Source organism: Pseudomonas putida (genome assembly GCF_002025705.1).
GTDB classification, from domain to species: domain Bacteria; phylum Pseudomonadota; class Gammaproteobacteria; order Pseudomonadales; family Pseudomonadaceae; genus Aquipseudomonas; species Aquipseudomonas putida_J.
In genome coordinates, this window is record NZ_CP018846.1 from 5,435,488 (window position 1) to 5,454,175 (window position 18,688).

The 18,688-nt window shown below is 62.7% G+C and carries 12 protein-coding genes; 2 read left to right on the forward strand and 10 right to left on the reverse strand.

From position 1 onward, the window contains the following. The first annotated feature begins 149 nt into the window (after window positions 1–149). Window positions 150–1,337 carry an MFS transporter gene (locus BUQ73_RS24610; protein ID WP_237772802.1) on the forward strand — a complete coding sequence of 396 codons (1,188 nt, stop codon included), beginning with the start codon at window positions 150–152 and terminating at the stop codon, window positions 1,335–1,337. A gap of 84 nt (window positions 1,338–1,421) precedes the next feature. Here the strand turns inward: BUQ73_RS24610 and hemE are convergent, their stop codons facing one another. The 10 genes from hemE to pilM form a co-directional block, all read right to left on the reverse strand. Continuing rightward, on the reverse strand, window positions 1,422–2,486 hold the full coding sequence (hemE, locus tag BUQ73_RS24615; protein WP_079230041.1) for a uroporphyrinogen decarboxylase: 1,065 nt from the start codon (window positions 2,484–2,486) through the stop codon (window positions 1,422–1,424). 194 nt (window positions 2,487–2,680) lie between these two features. Continuing rightward, window positions 2,681–4,099 carry an FAD-dependent oxidoreductase gene (locus BUQ73_RS24620; protein ID WP_079230042.1) on the reverse strand — a complete coding sequence of 473 codons (1,419 nt, stop codon included), beginning with the start codon at window positions 4,097–4,099 and terminating at the stop codon, window positions 2,681–2,683. Window positions 4,100–4,205: 106 nt separating this feature from the next. Beyond that, the gene (gene gltB, locus BUQ73_RS24625) at window positions 4,206–8,651 is read right to left on the reverse strand and encodes a glutamate synthase large subunit (protein ID WP_079230043.1); all 4,446 of its coding nucleotides are present in this window, start codon (window positions 8,649–8,651) and stop codon (window positions 4,206–4,208) included. A gap of 374 nt (window positions 8,652–9,025) precedes the next feature. Beyond that, window positions 9,026–10,657 (reverse strand): AAA family ATPase, encoded by a 1,632-nt coding sequence (locus BUQ73_RS24630; RefSeq protein ID WP_079230044.1) that lies wholly within the window; start codon window positions 10,655–10,657, stop codon window positions 9,026–9,028. A 15-nt stretch (window positions 10,658–10,672) separates the two neighbouring features. Next, window positions 10,673–11,770, reverse strand: a complete 1,098-nt coding sequence (gene aroB, locus BUQ73_RS24635; RefSeq protein ID WP_079230045.1) for a 3-dehydroquinate synthase — start codon at window positions 11,768–11,770, stop codon at window positions 10,673–10,675. Window positions 11,771–11,864: 94 nt separating this feature from the next. Further along, window positions 11,865–12,383: a shikimate kinase AroK gene (gene aroK, locus BUQ73_RS24640; protein WP_027920998.1), complete on the reverse strand. Its 519-nt coding sequence runs from the start codon at window positions 12,381–12,383 to the stop codon at window positions 11,865–11,867. Between the two features lie 4 nt (window positions 12,384–12,387). Further along, the gene (locus tag BUQ73_RS24645; RefSeq protein WP_079230046.1) at window positions 12,388–13,656 is read right to left on the reverse strand and encodes a type IV pilus secretin PilQ; all 1,269 of its coding nucleotides are present in this window, start codon (window positions 13,654–13,656) and stop codon (window positions 12,388–12,390) included. Then, a complete protein-coding gene (locus tag BUQ73_RS24650) occupies window positions 13,580–14,596 on the reverse strand; it encodes a pilus assembly protein PilP (protein ID WP_237772730.1) in 1,017 nt (338 codons plus the stop codon). Before BUQ73_RS24650 ends, BUQ73_RS24645 begins: the two co-directional genes overlap by 77 nt. After that, window positions 14,593–15,129, reverse strand: a complete 537-nt coding sequence (locus BUQ73_RS24655) for a PilN domain-containing protein (RefSeq protein WP_079230047.1) — start codon at window positions 15,127–15,129, stop codon at window positions 14,593–14,595. Before BUQ73_RS24655 ends, BUQ73_RS24650 begins: the two co-directional genes overlap by 4 nt. Continuing rightward, complete coding sequence (pilM, locus tag BUQ73_RS24660; protein WP_079230048.1) at window positions 15,129–15,983, reverse strand: type IV pilus biogenesis protein PilM; 855 nt, start codon at window positions 15,981–15,983, stop codon at window positions 15,129–15,131. The genes BUQ73_RS24655 and pilM overlap by 1 nt, the downstream gene beginning before the upstream one ends. 176 nt (window positions 15,984–16,159) lie before the next feature. Between pilM and BUQ73_RS24665 the strand changes: the two genes are divergently transcribed. Next, window positions 16,160–18,613 (forward strand): penicillin-binding protein 1A, encoded by a 2,454-nt coding sequence (locus BUQ73_RS24665; RefSeq protein ID WP_079230049.1) that lies wholly within the window; start codon window positions 16,160–16,162, stop codon window positions 18,611–18,613. Window positions 18,614–18,688: the final 75 nt, after the last annotated feature.

An 18,688-nucleotide genomic window follows, 5' to 3' on the forward strand; every position in this document is an offset into this window, starting at 1 on the left:
GGTCGCTGAACGTCTCAAATAGGTCGAACAATATATTGGATCTAATCATTAGCCAGCTATATGCTTTTTTCATTGCGCCAGAGGTACCGCCCGTGAAAACTGCTGTAGCCCCCCTTCCTGCCGACCCAGAACCTGCCCCCCTGAACGAAATGTGGATCGAGAAAGGCACCCCCGCCTTCATGAAGACCGTGCTGGCCCTGTTCAGCGGCGGCTTCGCCACCTTCGCCCTGCTGTACTGCGTGCAGCCGATGATGCCGCTGCTGTCGAAGGAGTTTTCCATCAACGCGGCGCAAAGCAGCCTGGTGCTGTCGGTGTCGACAGCGATGCTGGCGTTCGGCCTGCTGATCACTGGCCCCATTTCCGATCGCATCGGCCGTAAACCGGTGATGGTCTTTGCCCTGGTCTGCGCTGCGCTGTCGACCCTAGCCAGCGCGGTAATGCCGAGCTGGGAGCTGGTACTGGCCACCCGCGCCCTGGTGGGCTTGTCGCTGAGCGGCCTGGCGGCGGTAGCAATGACCTACCTGAGCGAAGAGATCCACCCGCAGCACATCGGCCTGGCCATGGGCCTGTACATCGGCGGCAACGCCATCGGCGGCATGAGTGGGCGGCTGATCACCGGGGTATTGATCGACTTCGTCAGCTGGCACACGGCGATGCTGACCATCGGCGGCCTGGCCCTGGTGGCAGCGCTGGTATTCTGGAAAGTACTCCCTGAATCGCGCAATTTCCGCCCGCAGCTGATGAACCCACGCAGCCTGCTCGATGGCTTCGTCATGCACTTCAAAGATGCCGGGCTGCCTTGGCTGTTCCTCGAAGCCTTCCTGCTGATGGGCGCGTTCGTCACCCTGTTCAACTACATCGGCTACCGCCTGCTGGCAGAGCCTTACCACATGAACCAGGCGCTGGTCGGTTTGTTGTCGGTGGTGTATCTGTCGGGCATCTACAGCTCGGCGCAGGTGGGTGCCCTGGCCGACAAGCTGGGCCGGCGCAAAGTGTTCTGGGCCAGCATCGTGGTCATGGCAGGCGGCTTGCTGATGACCTTGGCCAGCCCGCTGGCGCTGGTGATTGTCGGCATGCTGGTGTTCACCTTCGGCTTCTTCGGTGCGCACTCGGTGGCCAGCAGCTGGATTGGCCGTCGGGCACTGAAGGCCAAGGGGCAGGCTTCGTCGTTGTACCTGTTCTGCTATTACGCAGGGTCCAGCGTGGCCGGTACGGCGGGCGGGGTGTTCTGGCACCAGTGGGGCTGGAACGGGATAGGGCTGTTCATTGGCAGCTTGTTGGCGGTAGCGTTGTTGGTGGCATTGCACCTGAGCAAGTTAACGCCTAAAGCGGTGTGAGAAATTCGCGGGCAAGCCCGCCCCCACAAACCTCGGCACAACAAAAAGCCCGGCACATTGGCCGGGCTTTTCATTTCAAGGCACTTACTGGTGGTATTGCGCCGACAGCTCGTGCACGGCGTTGATGAACACACCGGCATGCTCCGGGTCGACTTCTGGGGTGATGCCATGACCGAGGTTGAACACGTGGCCAGTGCCTTTGCCATAGCTGGCGAGGATACGCGCCACTTCCTGGCGGATGGCTTCGGGCTTGGCGTACAACACGGTCGGGTCCATGTTGCCTTGCAACGCCACCTTGTCACCGACCCGGCGGCGGGCGTCGCCGATCTCGCAGGTCCAGTCCAGGCCCAGTGCGTCGGCACCGGCCTCGGCGATGCTTTCCAGCCACAGGCCGCCATTCTTGGTGAACAGGATTACCGGCACCTTGCGCCCTTCATGCTCGCGGATCAGGCCGCTGACGATCTTGCGCATATAGGCCAGGGAGAACTCCTGGTAGGCCGCCGCCGACAGGTTGCCGCCCCAGGTGTCGAAGATCTGCACCGCTTGAGCGCCAGCGAGAATCTGGCCGTTGAGGTAACTGGTGACCGACTGGGCCAGCTTGTCCAGCAACAGGTGCAGGGCTTGCGGGTTGTCGTAGGCCATGGCCTTGGTCTTGCGGAAGTCCTTCGACGAACCGCCTTCGACCATGTAAGTGGCCAGGGTCCACGGGCTGCCAGAGAAACCGATCAGCGGCACGCGGCCATTGAGCTCGCGGCGGATGGTGCTGACCGCGTCCATCACGTAGCCGAGGTCTTTCTGCGGGTCAGGGACCTGCAGCGCTTCGATATCGGCCGGGGTGCTGATGACCTTCTTGAAACGCGGGCCTTCGCCGGTCTCGAAGTACAGGCCCAGACCCATGGCGTCAGGGATGGTGAGGATGTCCGAGAACAGGATCGCTGCGTCCAGCGGGTAGCGGTCCAGCGGCTGCAGGGTAACCTCGCAGGCGAACTGCGGGTTCATGCACAGGCTCATGAAATCACCGGCCTTGGCGCGGCTGGCGCGGTACTCCGGCAGGTAGCGGCCGGCCTGGCGCATCATCCAGACTGGGGTAACGTCCACGGGTTGCTTGAGCAGTGCACGCAGGAAACGATCGTTCTTCAGGGCAGTCATGTCGGCATCCGGAAAAATAGTGCGGGCATTTTCTCAGACGCCAGCGCAAAAGGCACGGTCAAGACCATGCGTTTTGTCTATTGGGTGCCACAGATCAAGCGTTTTTGTATACAAAATCATCGCGGGCAAGCCCGCTCCCACAGGGTTATGTGCAAAACCTCTGTCGGAGCGGGCTTGCCCGCGAATGCGATGGATCAGACTTCGAGGTAGTCCAGGATACCTTCGGCAGCGTTACGGCCTTCGAAGATCGCAGTCACCACCAGGTCCGACCCCCGCACCATGTCGCCACCGGCGAACACTTTCGGGTTGCTGGTCTGGTGCTTGAACCTGGCTTTCTCCGGCGCCACCACGCGGCCCTGGCTGTCCAGCTGGATGCCATGTTGCTCGAACCATGGTGCCGGGCTCGGGCGGAAGCCGAAAGCAATCACCACGGCGTCGGCCGGCAGGATCTCTTCGGAGCCCGGGATCGGCTCGGGGCTGCGGCGGCCACGGGCATCCGGCTCGCCGAGACGGGTCTCGACCACCTTCACACCTTCGACCTTGTCCTCACCAACGATGGCGATGGGCTGGCGGTTGTAGAGGAATTTAACGCCCTCTTCCTTGGCGTTCTTCACCTCTTTGCGCGAACCCGGCATGTTGGCTTCGTCACGGCGATAGGCACAGGTCACCGACTTGGCTCCCTGGCGGATCGAGGTGCGGTTGCAGTCCATCGCAGTGTCGCCACCGCCCAGCACCACGACCTTCTTGCCCTGCATGTCGACGAAGTCTTCCGGCGATTTCTCGAAACCGAGGTTGCGGTTGACGTTGGCGATCAGGAAGTCCAACGCGTCGTGCACGCCTGGCAGGTCCTCACCCGGGAAACCGCCCTTCATGTAGGTGTAGGTGCCCATGCCCATGAACACGGCGTCGTATTCGGCGAGCAGCTGCTCCATGGTGATGTCCTTGCCCACCTCGGTGTTCAGGCGGAATTCGATACCCATGCCGGTGAAGACTTCGCGGCGATTGCTCAGCACGGTCTTTTCCAGCTTGAATTCGGGGATACCGAAGGTCAGCAGGCCACCGATTTCCGGGTTCTTGTCGAACACCACCGGAGTCACGCCGCCACGCACCAGCACGTCGGCGCAGCCCAGGCCGGCAGGGCCGGCGCCGATGATGGCGACGCGCTTGCCGGTTGGCTTGACCTTTGACATGTCCGGGCGCCAGCCCATGGCGAAGGCGGTGTCGGTGATGTACTTCTCGACCGAGCCGATGGTCACCGCGCCGAAGCCGTCGTTCAGGGTGCAGGCACCCTCGCACAGACGGTCCTGCGGGCATACACGGCCGCACACTTCCGGCAGGGTGTTGGTTTGGTGCGACAGTTCCGCCGCAGCCAGGATGTTGCCTTCGGAAACCAGCTTCAACCAGTTGGGGATGAAGTTGTGTACCGGGCACTTCCATTCGCAATACGGGTTACCGCAGCCCAGGCAGCGGTGTGCCTGTTCTACGGACTGCTGCGGTTTGAAGGGTTCGTAGATTTCCACGAACTCCTTCTTGCGCTGGCGCAGCAGCTTTTTCTTCGGGTCCTTGCGGCCCACTTCGATGAACTGGAAGTCGTTGTTCAGACGTTCAGCCATTTTTCAAAACCTCTTTACCGCAGTTGCCAGCCTCAGGCTGCAAGCTGCAAGACGATCACTTGAGCACGACGGGCCCCGCACACGGGGCCGTCAATTGCAGCTGTTCTTACTGCGGGTTGGCACGGGTGCTGGACAACAGTTGCTTGAGGTTGGCCGCCTTCGGCTTGACCAGCCAGAAGCGCCGCACGTAGTCGTCCAGGTTCTCGAAGAGCTCACGCCCCCACTCGCTGCCGGTCTCTTCCACGTATTCGCCAAGGACCCGCGCCAGGTGGCTGCGGTAGGCTTCCATCGCCTCACCACTGATACGCTGGATTTCCACCAGCTCGTGGTTGAGCTTGTCGACGAAGCTGTTGTCCATGTCGAGCACGTAGGCGAAGCCGCCAGTCATGCCAGAACCGAAGTTGTAACCGGTCTTGCCCAGAACGCAGACAAAGCCGCCGGTCATGTATTCACAGCAGTGATCGCCAGTACCCTCGACAACAGCGTGGGCGCCGGAGTTACGCACAGCGAAGCGTTCGCCTGCGGTGCCGGCGGCGAACAGCTTGCCGCCCGTGGCGCCATACAGGCAGGTGTTGCCGACGATGGCGCTGTGCTGGGTTGCGAACGGGCTGCCAGCTGGCGGCACGATGGTGACCTTGCCACCGGTCATGCCTTTGCCGACGTAGTCGTTGGCGTCGCCTTCCAGGTGCAGGTTCAGGCCACCGGCGTTCCACACGCCGAAGCTCTGGCCAGCAGTACCCTTGAAGCGGAAGGTGACCGGCTTGTCGGCCATGCCCTGGTTGCCGTAAAGCTTGGCGATTTCACCCGAGATGCGGGCACCGATGGAGCGGTCGCAGTTGCAAATGTCGAGGCTGAATTCGCCACCGGCCTGATCGCGGATCGCCGGCAGGGCCATCTCGACCATCTTCTCGGCCAACTCGCCCTTGTCGAACGGCGGGTTCTTGTCGACTTCGCAGAACTGCGGCTTGTCGGCCGGGATGTGCGAGCTGCCCAGCAGCGGGGTCAGGTCCAGGTACTGCTGGCGCTCGGTGTCGCCTGGCAGCACGTCGAGCAGGTCGGTACGGCCGATCAGCTCGCCGAGGCTGCGCACGCCCAGCTTGGCCAGCCACTCACGGGTTTCTTCGGCGACGAAGGTGAAGAAGTTGATCACCATGTCGACGGTGCCGATGTAGTGGTCCTTGCGCAGTTTCTCGTTCTGGGTGGCCACGCCGGTGGCGCAGTTGTTCAGGTGGCAGATGCGCAGGTACTTGCAGCCCAGGGCGATCATCGGCGCGGTGCCGAAGCCGAAGCTCTCGGCGCCGAGGATGGCCGCCTTGATCACGTCCAGGCCGGTTTTCAGGCCACCGTCGGTCTGTACCCGTACCTTGCCGCGCAGGTCGTTGCCGCGCAGGGTCTGGTGGGTTTCGGCCAGGCCCAGTTCCCACGGGGCGCCAGCGTACTTGATCGAGGTCAGCGGCGAAGCACCGGTACCACCGTCGTAACCGGAGATGGTGATCAGGTCGGCATAGGCCTTGGCCACGCCGGCGGCGATGGTGCCAACGCCAGCTTCAGCCACCAGCTTGACCGAAACCAGGGCCTGCGGGTTGACCTGCTTGAGGTCATAGATCAGCTGCGCCAGGTCTTCGATCGAGTAGATGTCGTGGTGCGGTGGCGGCGAGATCAGGGTCACGCCTGGTACCGCGTAGCGCAGCTTGGCGATCAGGCCGTTGACCTTGCCGCCTGGCAGCTGGCCGCCCTCGCCGGGCTTGGCGCCCTGGGCAACCTTGATCTGCAACACTTCGGCGTTGACCAGGTATTCCGGGGTCACGCCAAACCGGCCAGTAGCCACCTGCTTGATCTTCGAGCTTTTGATGGTGCCGTAGCGCGCCGGGTCTTCACCGCCTTCACCGGAGTTGGAGCGTGCGCCCAGGCGGTTCATCGCCTCGGCCAAGGCTTCGTGAGCTTCTGGCGACAGCGCGCCCAGCGAGATACCGGCGGAGTCGAAGCGCTTGAGGATGGCCTCCAGCGGCTCGACCTGGTCCAGCGGCAGGGCCTCGTCGGCCACCTTCACTTTCAGCAGGTCGCGGATCATCGACACCGGGCGCTGGTCGACCAGCGTGGTGTATTCCTTGAACTTGGCGTAGTCGCCCTGCTGCACGGCGGCCTGCAAGGTGTTCACCACGTCCGGGTTGTAGGCGTGGTATTCGCCACCGTGGACGAACTTCAGCAGGCCACCTTGCTGGATCGGCTTGCGCGCGCTCCAGGCTTCGGCTGCCAGCAGCTTCTGGTCACCTTCGAGGTCGACGAAGCGCGCACCCTTGATGCGGCTGGACACGCCCTTGAAGCTCAGGCCGACCACTTCCTCGGCCAGGCCCACGGCTTCGAACAGCTGGGCGCCACGGTACGAGGCGATAGTGGAGATACCCATCTTCGACAGGATCTTCAGCAGCCCCTTGGAGATGCCTTTGCGGTAGTACTTGAAGACTTCGTCCAGATCGCCCAGCACTTCGCCGGTACGGATCAGGTCGGCCAGTACTTCATACGCCAGGTACGGGTACACGGCCGAGGCACCGAAGCCCAGCAGCACGGCGAAGTGGTGCGGGTCACGGGCAGTAGCGGTTTCGACCAGGATGTTGCTGTCGCAACGCAGGCCCTGCTCGGTCAGGCGGTGGTGCACGGCACCCACGGCCAGCGAAGCGTGCACCGGCAGCTTGCCCGGAGCGATGTAACGGTCGCTCAGCACCAGCTGGGTCTTGCCGCCACGCACAGCTTCTTCAGCCTGGTCGGCGATGTTGCGGATGGCCGCTTCCAGGCCGACGCTCTCATCATAGTTGAGGTCGATCAGTTGGCGGTCGAAGCCTTCGCGCTCCAGGTTCATCAGCGAACGCCACTTGGCAGGCGAGATGACCGGCGAGCTGAGAATTACCCGCGAAGCGTGCTCCGGGGATTCCTGGAAGATGTTGCGCTCGGCGCCCAGGCAGATTTCCAGGGACATGACGATCGCTTCGCGCAGCGGGTCGATCGGCGGGTTGGTCACCTGGGCGAACTGCTGGCGGAAGAAGTCGTATGGCGAGCGCACGCGCTGCGAAAGCACAGCCATCGGCGTGTCGTCACCCATCGAACCGACCGCTTCCTGGCCCTGCTCGCCGAGTGGGCGCAGGACCTGGTCACGCTCTTCGAAGGTGACCTGGAACATCTTCATGTACTGCTTGAGCTGGTCAGCATCGTAGCTGGCCACGCCCTGGTCATCGGTCAGGGTCGCCTGGATGCGCAGGGCGTGCTGACGCAGCCAGCGCTTGTACGGGTGGCGCGACTTCAGACGGTTGTCGATGGCGTCAGTGTCGAGAATCTGGCCGGTTTCGGTGTCCACGGCGAGGATCTGACCCGGGCCGACACGGCCCTTGGCCAGGACTTCCTCAGGCTGGTAGCCCCACACGCCGATTTCCGAGGCGATGGTGATGTAGCCGTTGGTGGTCGTCACCCAGCGCGCCGGGCGCAGGCCGTTACGGTCGAGCAGGCACACCGCGTGGCGGCCTTCGGTCATGACGATACCGGCCGGGCCATCCCACGGCTCCATGTGCATGGAGTTGTACTCGTAGAAGGCGCGCAGGTCGGCGTCCATGGTCTCGACGTTCTGCCAGGCTGGCGGCACCAGCATGCGCACGCCGCGGAACAGGTCGATGCCGCCGGTAACCATCAGCTCGAGCATGTTGTCCATGCTCGAGGAGTCGGAACCGACGCGGTTGACCAGCGGGCCGAGCTCTTCGAGGTCGGGGATCTGGTCGTTGGCGAACTTGGTGCGACGGGCCATGGCCCAGTTGCGGTTGCCGGTGATGGTGTTGATCTCGCCGTTGTGGGCGAGGAAGCGGAACGGCTGCGCCAGCGGCCATTTCGGCAGGGTGTTGGTGGAGAAGCGCTGGTGGAACACGCAGATCGCGGTTTGCAGGCGCTCGTCACCCAGGTCTGGATAGAACGCCGCGAGATCGCGCGGCATCATCAGGCCTTTGTAGATGATGGTCTTGTGCGAGAAGCTGCAGATGTAGTGGTCGGCGTCGTGGGCGTTGGCCACGGACGAACGGCGACGGGCACTGAACAGCTTGATGGCAAATTCCTGATCGCTCAGGCCTTCACCGCCGATGAACACCTGCTCGATCTGCGGCAGGCGCTCCAGGGCCAGGCGACCGAGCACGCTGGTGTCGATCGGCACCTTGCGCCAGCCGACCAGCTTCAGGCCGGCAGCAACGATTTCGCGGTCCATGTTGGCGCGGGCGGCTTCGGCTTTGACCGGGTCCTGGTTGAAGAACACCATGCCGACGGCGTACTGCTTGGGCAGCTCGACAGCAAAGTGTTCCTGGGCCACGGCACGCAGGAATTGATCGGGCTTCTGCATGAGCAGACCGCAACCGTCACCGGTTTTGCCGTCAGCGTTGATACCGCCGCGGTGGGTCATGCAGGTCAATGCCTGCATGGCGGTTTGCAGAAGGTGGTGGCTCGGTTCGCCCGTCATATGGGCGATCAGGCCAAAACCACAGTTGTCCTTGAATTCTTCGGGATGGTACAGACCTGTTTTCATAGACACTTTCTCACCAGGTTCACCTCTCAACCGGAGGCAAATCTCTTTTATGTACAACCACTTACCATCCACGCCGATCAAACGCCAGCTTTTTTGCGGTGGCCATGGAAAACCATTGTTGCACAGCGACAGTCACACCCACAAATTTTCATGTCTCACCATTGAAAATTTATGTCGCAATTTTGAATGTTTTTACGCCATTAGCCGTGATAGCGGCTTGGCTCGAGTCTGAAGCGTTTCAGCCATGACTGCAACTGAGGCTTGTGGCCGGCAGTCTGGGACAGAAAAGCCTGCCGCGCTCAGGCGCAGCAGGCTAGTCGAATGTCATTAATCGCTCAGCAACTGGGCGGCGGGGTGATGCCGCCCGGCAGGTATCAGCGGGCCGAGGCCAGCTCTTGTTGGACGCTGGCAACGGTACGTGGCCAAGGTTTACCAGCCTGGACCTTCGCTGGCAAGTTCTTGATTGCCGCAACCGCTGCGTCGCGGTTGGCAAAGTTGCCGTAGGTGACTACGTACAGCGGCTTGCCCTGCAGGTTTTTCTTGAAGTAGCGATAGTCGCCACCCTGCGCCTTGACGAAAGCCTGGGCCGACGCTTCGGAGCTGGTACCGAGGATTTGCACCACATAGTTGCCTGGCTTCTGGCCCGAGTACCAACCACTGCTGCCGGTGCCGCCGGCTACCGGTTTTTCTACTGGCTTGACGGCTGGCTTGGCGGTAGCGACCTGCGTCGGCGCGGCTGGCGCCGGCTTGGCAGGCGCAACCGGTTTGGCAGGCTGGGTAGCGACAGGCTTCGGCGCTGGAGCAACCGGCTGAACCGGCTGAACGGGTGCAGTAGCCTGGGCCATGCTCGGCGCCGGGCCGGCAGGTACACCCTGCGGTGGCGCGATCGTGGTCACGGTAGGCGGGTTGCCAGGTTGCAAGGCCGTGTTGCCGGCCGGGCCGCCCTCTTCGCCGTCACCCATGCCGGCAGCCTGCGCCAGAGGCTCGCGCATGACCGGCTGGGACTGACCCACCAGCGGCAAAGGCATCGGCTGCGACTGACCGGAGAATTCGATGGCCGGGTTGCCGTTGTTCGATTGGGCGCCCCCCGGCTGGCCTTCGCCCAACGGCAACTGCGCCTGGGCCACAGGCGCCTCGGCAGGGGCCTTGTCGCCTTTCTTGGGCATCAGAACCGCAGCACCTACGGCGACCACGACGACAGCGGACAGCGCGAGTACGTGTTTCTTAGGCATTTTGAACCCCATGGATGGTCGCTTGACCGTAGTACGGCTGGCGATCATGGCTTCGATCAAAGTATCGCGGGCGACCTGGTTGATGTTGCCAGGCCATCCGTCGGAGTTTTCATGAATATCGACCAGCTGTTCACGGGTGAACACCTCGATGCCCCGGCCAGCGCCCTCCAGGCGTTGTTCCAGGTACTCGCGGGTTTCTTCCTCACTGTAGGGGGCAAGTTCAATGACGTGGAAGCGCTCTTCCTCGACGTGAATCTCGTCCAACCCGGCAATCAGTGAAGGCTCGCCGAACAGGAACACGTGCGGGCGCCCTTCCGGTAGCCCTGCCGCCAGTTCCAGCAACGCTTGGAGTGCCGACTCGTCGAGTTGTTCCGCATCGTCCACCAGCAAATAGACTTCCTGCCCGGTCAGTGCCAGTTGCACCACCTTGTTCAGGATCGCCTGCACTTCTGGCTGGGCCACTTCCAGGGTTTGCGCCACCTGGCCAAGCACGCTGGCGGCATCGCTGGCGCCGCGGGCAGACACCACCACGCTCAGCACCGACTGCTTGTTGGTACTGGCCACCAGGGCTTGGCGCAGCAGGGTCTTGCCGCTGCCCACGGGGCCGGTGACCACCAGCATCAGCTGGCTGTAGCGGGCCAGGTGATGCAACTGGCCCAGCACCGGCTTGCGCTGGGCAGGGAAAAACTTGAAGCCGGGCACACGCGGCGCGAACGGATCGTGGCTCAACTGGTAATGTTCGAGGAACGCCTCATCGGCATGCAAACTGGTCATTACGCTGTCACAACCTCAAAGCTGGGCCACGATCGCGCGGTAATCCGCCGACAGCGTGGCCTGAAGAATCTCTTTCGGATAGTCGTCGGTGATCACGGCCTCGCCCAACTGGCGCAGCAGCACCAGCCGCAGGCGGCCATCGAGCACCTTCTTGTCGACCGCCATATGCTCCATGAAATGCGCCGGGGTCATTTCCTGTGGTGGCACCACCGGCAAACCTGCGTCCTGCAACAGGTGAATACCGCGATCACGCTCGGCCTGGTCGATCCAGCCCAGGCGCATGGACATTTCCAGGGCCATTACCGTGCCTGCGGCCACGGCTTCGCCGTGCAGCCACACGCCATAGCCCATGTGCGTTTCGATGGCATGCCCGAAGGTATGCCCAAGGTTCAGGGTTGCCCGCACGCCTGATTCGCGCTCATCGGCGCCGACCACCGCCGCCTTGGCCGCGCACGAGCGGCGGATCGCTTCGGTCAGCGCCGCGGGCTCCAAGGCACGCAAGGCCTGCATGTTGGCTTCGAGCCAGCCGAGGAAAGGTTCGTCGCAGATCAGGCCGTACTTGATCACTTCAGCCAGGCCTGCCGACAGCTCGCGCTCGGGAAGGGTCTTGAGGCTGGTGGTGTCGATCAACACCGCGTTGGGCTGGTAGAACGCACCGACCATATTCTTGCCCAGCGGGTGGTTGATGCCGGTCTTGCCGCCCACCGAAGAGTCGACCTGGGACAACAGCGTGGTGGGTACCTGAATGAAGTCGACACCACGCTGGTAACAGGCTGCGGCAAAGCCAGCCATGTCGCCGATCACCCCGCCGCCGAGGGCGACCACGGTGGTGCGGCGGTCATGCCGGGCGCCGAGCAGGCCGTCGAAGATCAGTTGCAGGGTCTGCCAGTTCTTGTGGGCTTCGCCATCCGGGAGGATGACCGGCAGCACCGAGTAGGCACCGAGGGTCTTGCTCAGGCGTTCGAGGTACAGAGGCGCGACGGTTTCGTTGGAAACGATGGCAACCTGCCGCCCGGCGATGTGCGGCGCCAGCAGTTCAGGTTGGTCCAGCAGGCCTTCGCCAATGTAGATCGGGTAGCTGCGCTCGCCGAGGTCGACCTTTAGTGTCTGCATGTATCCCCACAATGTACTTGGGCGCGGCGCCGGCTGTGCGACCCGCGCGGTAACGTTGAACCTCGCCTCGGCGCTGGCCGAGAATAGTCCCGGCTTAGCGGGGCGGCAACTGCTGCAGGCGCTCGAGAATATCAAGCACCACCATGCGCGGTGGCCGTTCGTCGGTTTCCACCACCACGTCGGCGATCTCGCGATAAAGCGGGTCGCGTGCTTCCAGCAATGCGCGCAGGGTCGCTTCCGGGTTGGCGGTGCGCAGCAACGGGCGGTTGCGATCGCGCGCAGTACGCCCGACCTGCTGTTCCACCGAGGCGTGCAGGTATATGACCCGGCCGCCCTCGTGCAGCGCCTGGCGGTTTTCCGCGCGCATTACCGCACCGCCGCCGGTCGCCACGACCACGCCATCGAGCGCGCAGAGCTCGGCGATCATCGCTTGCTCGCGGTCACGGAAGCCCGGCTCGCCTTCTTTATCGAAGATCCACGGGATGTTGGCGCCGGTTCGCAGTTCGATTTCCTTGTCGGAATCCTTGAACAGCAGGCGCAGCTCTTTGGCCAACAGGCGCCCGATGGTGCTCTTTCCAGCGCCCATGGGCCCTACAAGTATCAAATTTCGCACAGAATCAACGACTCACAGCAATCGCCTGGTCACTCATGATACGCGGAGTCAGGAAGACCAGCAGCTCGGATTTTTTCTCTTGTAATGCATCGCGTCGAAACAGCCGCCCAACATACGGCAGATCGCCGAAAAATGGCACCTTGTCGACCACATTGTTTTGCGTGGTCGAATACACGCCACCGATGACGATGGTCTCACCGTCCGCAACACTGACCTTGGCATTGACCTCGTTCTTGCGAATCGGCGGCACGTCATTCAGGGCATTGACGAAATCAGGTTCATCCTTGGTCACCTTGACTGTCATGATGACCTTGCCGTCCGGAGTGATCTGTGGCGTGACTTCCAGCGACAGCGACGCCTCGCGAAAGGCCACAGAGGTGGCGCCACTCGTGCTGGTTTCCTGATATGGCACCTCGGTGCCCTTCAGAATTCTGGCCGTTTCCTTGTCGGCCGTGACCACCTTGGGTTGGGAGATGATTTCTCCGTTGCCGCTCTTTTCCATCGCACTGAGCTCCAGGTCCAGCAACACGCCGCCGCGCAAAAGGCCTACACCGATACTGGCACCACCCCGCTCCATACCCAGGTCGACGAACAGATCCTTGCCCAGTTGCGGCGCTTCCCCATATAACCGCCGCCCCCAACGCACGCCCAGGCCTTTCTCGTAGTCGACATTGGCCTCCACGATGCGCGCCTCGATCTCCACCTGGCGTACCGGCACGTCAAGTTGCGCGACCAGCTGCCGCAACTCGGCCAGGCGTTCTGCGGGCTGATGCGCCACCAAGGTGTTGGTGCGCGCATCGACGCTCAAGCTGCCACGACCGGTCAGAATGCCGTCATCCGCCAGTGTTGCCAGCAGCAGCTCTGCAAGTTCGGAAGCGTTGGCGTGATGAATCGGCAGCAGCTCTCGTCGCAACGGCTGCAGTTGCGCATCCAGTTCCTGCCCGATACGGGCGCCGCGGGATTGCTCGGCCAGCTCGGCTGCAGGTGCAACCAGCAGCACATTCCCCTCCTCGCGCCGCGCCAGCCCCTTGCTGCGAAGGACCAGCTCCAGCGCCTGATCCCAGGGTACTTCGTGCAGCCGCAAGGTGACATTGCCTTGCACCGTATCGCTGGCCACCAGGTTGACCCCGGCGTAGTCAGCCAGCACCTGAAGCACCGAGCGCACCTCGACATCCTGGAAATTCAGCGATATGGGCTCACCCCGATAGGGTGCTGCCATGCACCACTGACTGGGTATCAGGGCCACCGCCATCCACATCAACAGGCATTTCATCACCTTCCGTGATCTCCGTATTCGCGCTCTTCCTGAGCGTCAGCATCACCGTGCGCTCGCGCCACACGCCCCCTACGAACAGTCGCTGGCGCACTTCCAGCTGGCGTTCGCCGACCTCTACAACAACCCCTCCTTCACGCCCCAGCCGGTCACCGGGGCGAGCGCGATACAAGCGCCCTGCAGACGCCAGCAACGCTTCGCGCTGCAGCCCCCGTTGCAAGCTGCCGACCATTTGCAACTGTGCCAGCGGGACGCTGCCAAGCCCGCCCTGAGCGTCACGTGTCGTCCAGGCGGAAAACAGATCAACACCCACTGGCAGCACCTCAGCACGGGCGGGTAAATCAGCGAGGGAGACAGGTTCGGGCACAGCTCCGTCGGCTTGGTAGGCATGAACCCGCATGCCAAGGCGCAACAACCCTGGCCGGTCATCGGCAGGCTCCAGCCATAACGCCTCGGCGCGCAGCAGGCGAACCTGACCAAGCCAGTCGTCCAGCCACACTCGCAACCCCGAATAACGCCCGACGACCTGCACATCCAAGGGGGTCTGCCAGTAACCAGGCTGCTTTACGTCATCTCGCACATCCAGTTGCTCGAAGTGCAGGCCATGCGCATGCCCCGAGGCAGCCAACTGGTCCAGTAAATCGCTCATGCCAGCGCCGGCAGCAAGACGCCAGCGGGCTTCCTGCAATAGCTGCTGCGCATCATCGAATGCCTCACGCATTTGCGAGAGCGCCAGTACCTCGGCAATCTTGGTTTCATGCTCCTGAACCAAGTCGCTTTGCCTGGCATGTTCCACGCCCTGGAGATGCGACCATTGCGGCAGGCGAAACAGGCAGCCAAGCCCAAACACGATGAGGCCTACCGCGCATGGCAACGTGAAACGAAGTAACCGCGAACGCTCGATGAGGGCCAGCCACATCTCTTGTTGAAACAGATTCACGACCACAACGCCGACAGACGAGCCAGCAACAGAAACTCATCGCCACCCGGCAAGCTTTTGAGGCTTTTAAGCTCCAGGTCACGCGCCACGCCAGAGCGCTCCAACTCACGCATGAGCTGCGCCACGACGGCGCCGGAGGCAGCTACACCGACCAGGCGCAGTTGTGAGCCTTCCAGTTCGAGCTTGCGCAGTTGAACACCCTCCGGCAGGTCCCGTTCCAAGTCGGCGAACACGGCGGTCAGTAGCCCCTGATCTGCACGCAATCCAGCCAACGCGGCAGCCTGCGCACGTACCACGTCATAGGATTGCCTGATGCGATCATGTTCGTTCAGCTGCGCCTCGAGCGCATCGATTGCAGCCTGCTGCCCATTGTTGGCAATGGCTTGCTGCCGAACGCGCTGGCGGGCCAGCTGGTCCATCAACAGCACCGCACACAGTGCCATGACAGCAGCCCCCAACAACGTCAGGCGCAAACGCCGGAGCACTGCCAGGCGTTGCCGCTCTCGCCACGGCATCAGATTCAGACGCAGCATCAGCGCACGCTCCCCATCGCCAGGGCGAAAGCCAAGGCCATGTGGCCGTCACTGCAATCCACACCTGCCACCGGCGGCAATGGCCGGCAGGGGAACCCGAGTTGCTCACTCAGTCGACCGAGCAAACCGTGCCCAGGCACCGAAGCCCCAACGACCAGCACTTCCTCCGGCCCCTTCCCTTCACCGAACAGATTGTCGGGCAAATCAGGTGCCGCCCCCGGGAGCAACTCCCGCCGCAATGGCAGCGTCTCGTGAATCCAGCCATGCAGTGTCGAACTGCCCGGTTCAATGCGCAGCAGCGCTGCTGCGCCTTTGCTTGGCATCAACCGACGCAAGGCAATACTGTCGACCTCGACGACCTCCAGTTCCAGCCCTGCGGCCTCGAATGCTGCTGCCAGAGGCTGCAGCGCGCTCTGACGACTGGCCGCGACCAGCACATCCAGGCTACCTGGCTGTGCCGGCGAGGCGCCGAGCACCTGGAAGTCCAGCACCAGGTCTTCAAGGGGGAAGGGAAACAACCGCTCTGCGTCCGCCAGCAGTTGTGCCTCCATCTGGCTCGGGGCCTGACTGACTGGCAGCTGACACAGCTTGCAGATCACTTGCGAGGCAGGTAGCGCCACAGCTGCCCGGCGCTGCCGACTACCAGATTGCCGAAGAGCATCGCGCAAGGCATCTACGAACCACTCAGGGTCCTGCCTGCCGCCGCCGGGCGCAAACGGTTCGCATGCATGCAACGCCCAGACAAGCTGCTCATAGCGCCCCCTGTGGCGGCGCAACTGTGCAATACGTATAGAGTCAGAGGCGATTTCGACCCCCAACAGTGAACTGGCATCCTTGCCAAAACGTCCAAGCATCACGACTTCCTTGTTACAACCATGAACCGCCCCATTGCCGGGCCTGGACGGCCAGACGGTGCAGCGGGCCGCCTGGCCGGTCACCCGGCGAGGCGAAAAATGCTTATAATGCCCAGCGTTTTTTCGTCCGCCGGCCCCGTGCGCAATTCACCCCTCAATCTGGACACCGAAAAGCCTTGATACGCCTGCTGAAGTTCTTCTGGTGGTCTTTCGTCGCAGTCATCTGCGCGCTCGTACTCGGTGTGAGCGGTGCGTTTCTGTATCTTAGCCCCAACCTGCCATCGGTCGATTCGCTCAGAAGCATCCAGTTGCAGATCCCCCTGCGGGTGTATAGCAGCGACGGCAAACTGATTGCCGAGTTCGGCGAAATGCGCCGCTCGCCGATCCGCTTCGCGGAAATTCCGCCACAGTTCATTCAGGCGCTTCTGTCAGCCGAGGACGACAATTTCCTCAATCACTACGGGGTCGACCCAAGCAGCCTGATGCGTGCTGCGACCCAGCTGGTGAAAACTGGTCACATCCAGACCGGCGGCAGCACCATCACCATGCAGGTGGCGAAGAACTTCTTCCTCACCAGCGAGCGCAGCTTCTCGCGCAAGACCAACGAAATCTTGCTGGCCCTGCAGATCGAGCGCGAGCTGACCAAAGACGAAATTCTCGAGCTGTACGTCAACAAGATCTACCTGGGCAACCGTGCCTACGGTATCGATGCTGCCGCGCAGGTCTACTACGGCAAGTCGATCCGTGACGTGAGCCTGGCGCAGATGGCGATGATTGCCGGCCTGCCCAAGGCACCGTCGCGCTTCAACCCGCTGGCCAACCCGGTACGCGCCAAAGAGCGTCGCGACTGGATCCTGGGCCGTATGTACAAGCTCGGCAAGATCGACGAAGCGAGCTATCAGGCCGCCCTGGCCGAGCCGCTCAATGCCAGCTACCACGTGCCGACTCCTGAAGTGAACGCGCCTTACGTCGCCGAAATGGCCCGCGCCGAAATGGTTGGCCGCTATGGCAGCGATGCCTACACCGAAGGCTTCCGCGTCACCACCACCGTGCCAAGCGACATGCAGGAAATGGCCAACAAGGCCATTCTCAACGGCCTCACCGAATACGATGAGCGTCACGGTTATCGCGGTCCGGAAGCACGCTTCCCGGGCAAGACCCACGCTGCCTGGCTGCAAGAGCTGAGCAAGCAGCGCAACCTCGGCGCACTGGAGCCGGCCATCGTCACCCAGGTCGAGAAAGACGGCATCAAGGTGCTGACCCGTGACGGCAAGGAAGAACACGTTGCCTGGGATACCATGAAATGGGCACGCCCATTCATCAATACCAATTCCCAGGGCCGTGCGCCGCAGTCACCTGCCGACGTTGCACAGGTCGGTGACCTGGTTCGCCTGCAGCGCCTTGACGAGGGCAAGCTCAAGTTCAGCCAGGTACCCGGTGCACAGAGTGCGCTGGTAACCCTCGACCCATACAACGGCGCCATCCGCGCCCTGGTTGGCGGCTTCTCGTTCGAGCAGAGCAACTACAACCGTGCCATGCAGGCCAAGCGCCAGCCAGGCTCGAGCTTCAAGCCGTTCATCTATAGCGCGGCACTGGACAGCGGCTACACCGCCTCCAGCCTGGTCAACGATGCGCCGATCGTGTTCGTCGACCAGTACCAGAACAACGAGTGGCGGCCGAAAAACGACACCAACACCTTCCTCGGCCCGATCCGCATGCGCGAGGCGCTGTACAAGTCGCGCAACCTTGTATCGATTCGCCTGCTGCAGGCCATGGGTGTGGACCGCACCATCGATTACATCAGCAAGTTCGGCTTCAACAAGCAGGACCTGCCACGCAACCTGTCCCTGGCCTTGGGCACCGCGACCCTGACCCCTATGGAAATCGCCACTGGCTGGAGCACCTTTGCCAACGGCGGTTACAAGGTCAACCCGTACCTGATCGACCGTATCGAAAGCCGCAATGGCGAGACGCTGTTCACCGCCAACCCGGCCCGCGTACCGCAAGGTGCCGAGGACCATGCCGGGCTGGCAGCACCGGAACAACCGATCAGCACTGCCGCCCTGCCGGGCGAGGCGCCTTCGGCCCTCGGTCAGATCGCCCCGCCACCGCAGACCCCGGCCATTGCCGAACAGATCATCGATGGCCGTACCACCTACATCCTCACCAGCATGCTGCAGGACGTGATCAAGCGCGGTACCGGCCGCCGGGCGTTGGCCTTGGGCCGCGACGACCTGGCGGGCAAGACCGGTACCACCAACGAGTCCAAGGACGCCTGGTTCTCCGGCTACAACGCCGATTACGTGACCACCGTGTGGGTCGGCTTCGACCAGCCGGAAAGCCTGGGCCGTCGTGAATACGGTGGCACTGCGGCACTGCCGATCTGGATGAACTTCATGGGCGCGGCACTGAAGGGCAAGCCGAGCCATGCGCCGGCCCAGCCGGAAGGCATTCTCAGCCTGCGGGTCGACCCTGTCAGCGGCCGCGCGGCCTCACCAAGCACACCGAACGCCTACTTCGAGTTGTTCAAGGCCGAAGACTCGCCGCCGTCGGTGGATGAGCTGGGTAATGGCGCAGCGCCTGGCAGCCCGCTGCCGGCCGATGAAGCAGCGCCGATGGATCTGTTCTGAAGCAGAGCGCCTGGATCGGGTTTTGTGTGGGCGCGTAAATCGAGCGCCGCCCGCGCGGCGCTCGACCTCACAGGC

What these genes read in the sequence shown, in the direction of transcription:
- aroB (WP_079230045.1), bottom strand. Translation starts at nt 11,770, where the DNA reads ATGCAGACACTAAAGGTCGACCTCGGCGAGCGCAGCTACCCGATCTAC.
- BUQ73_RS24655 (WP_079230047.1), bottom strand. Translation starts at nt 15,129, where the DNA reads ATGCTGCGTCTGAATCTGATGCCGTGGCGAGAGCGGCAACGCCTGGCA.
- BUQ73_RS24630 (WP_079230044.1), bottom strand. Translation starts at nt 10,657, where the DNA reads ATGACCAGTTTGCATGCCGATGAGGCGTTCCTCGAACATTACCAGTTG.
- BUQ73_RS24610 (WP_237772802.1), top strand. Translation starts at nt 150, where the DNA reads ATGTGGATCGAGAAAGGCACCCCCGCCTTCATGAAGACCGTGCTGGCC.
- hemE (WP_079230041.1), bottom strand. Translation starts at nt 2,486, where the DNA reads ATGACTGCCCTGAAGAACGATCGTTTCCTGCGTGCACTGCTCAAGCAA.
- BUQ73_RS24645 (WP_079230046.1), bottom strand. Translation starts at nt 13,656, where the DNA reads ATGAAATGCCTGTTGATGTGGATGGCGGTGGCCCTGATACCCAGTCAG.
- BUQ73_RS24620 (WP_079230042.1), bottom strand. Translation starts at nt 4,099, where the DNA reads ATGGCTGAACGTCTGAACAACGACTTCCAGTTCATCGAAGTGGGCCGC.
- gltB (WP_079230043.1), bottom strand. Translation starts at nt 8,651, where the DNA reads ATGAAAACAGGTCTGTACCATCCCGAAGAATTCAAGGACAACTGTGGT.
- pilM (WP_079230048.1), bottom strand. Translation starts at nt 15,983, where the DNA reads ATGCTTGGACGTTTTGGCAAGGATGCCAGTTCACTGTTGGGGGTCGAA.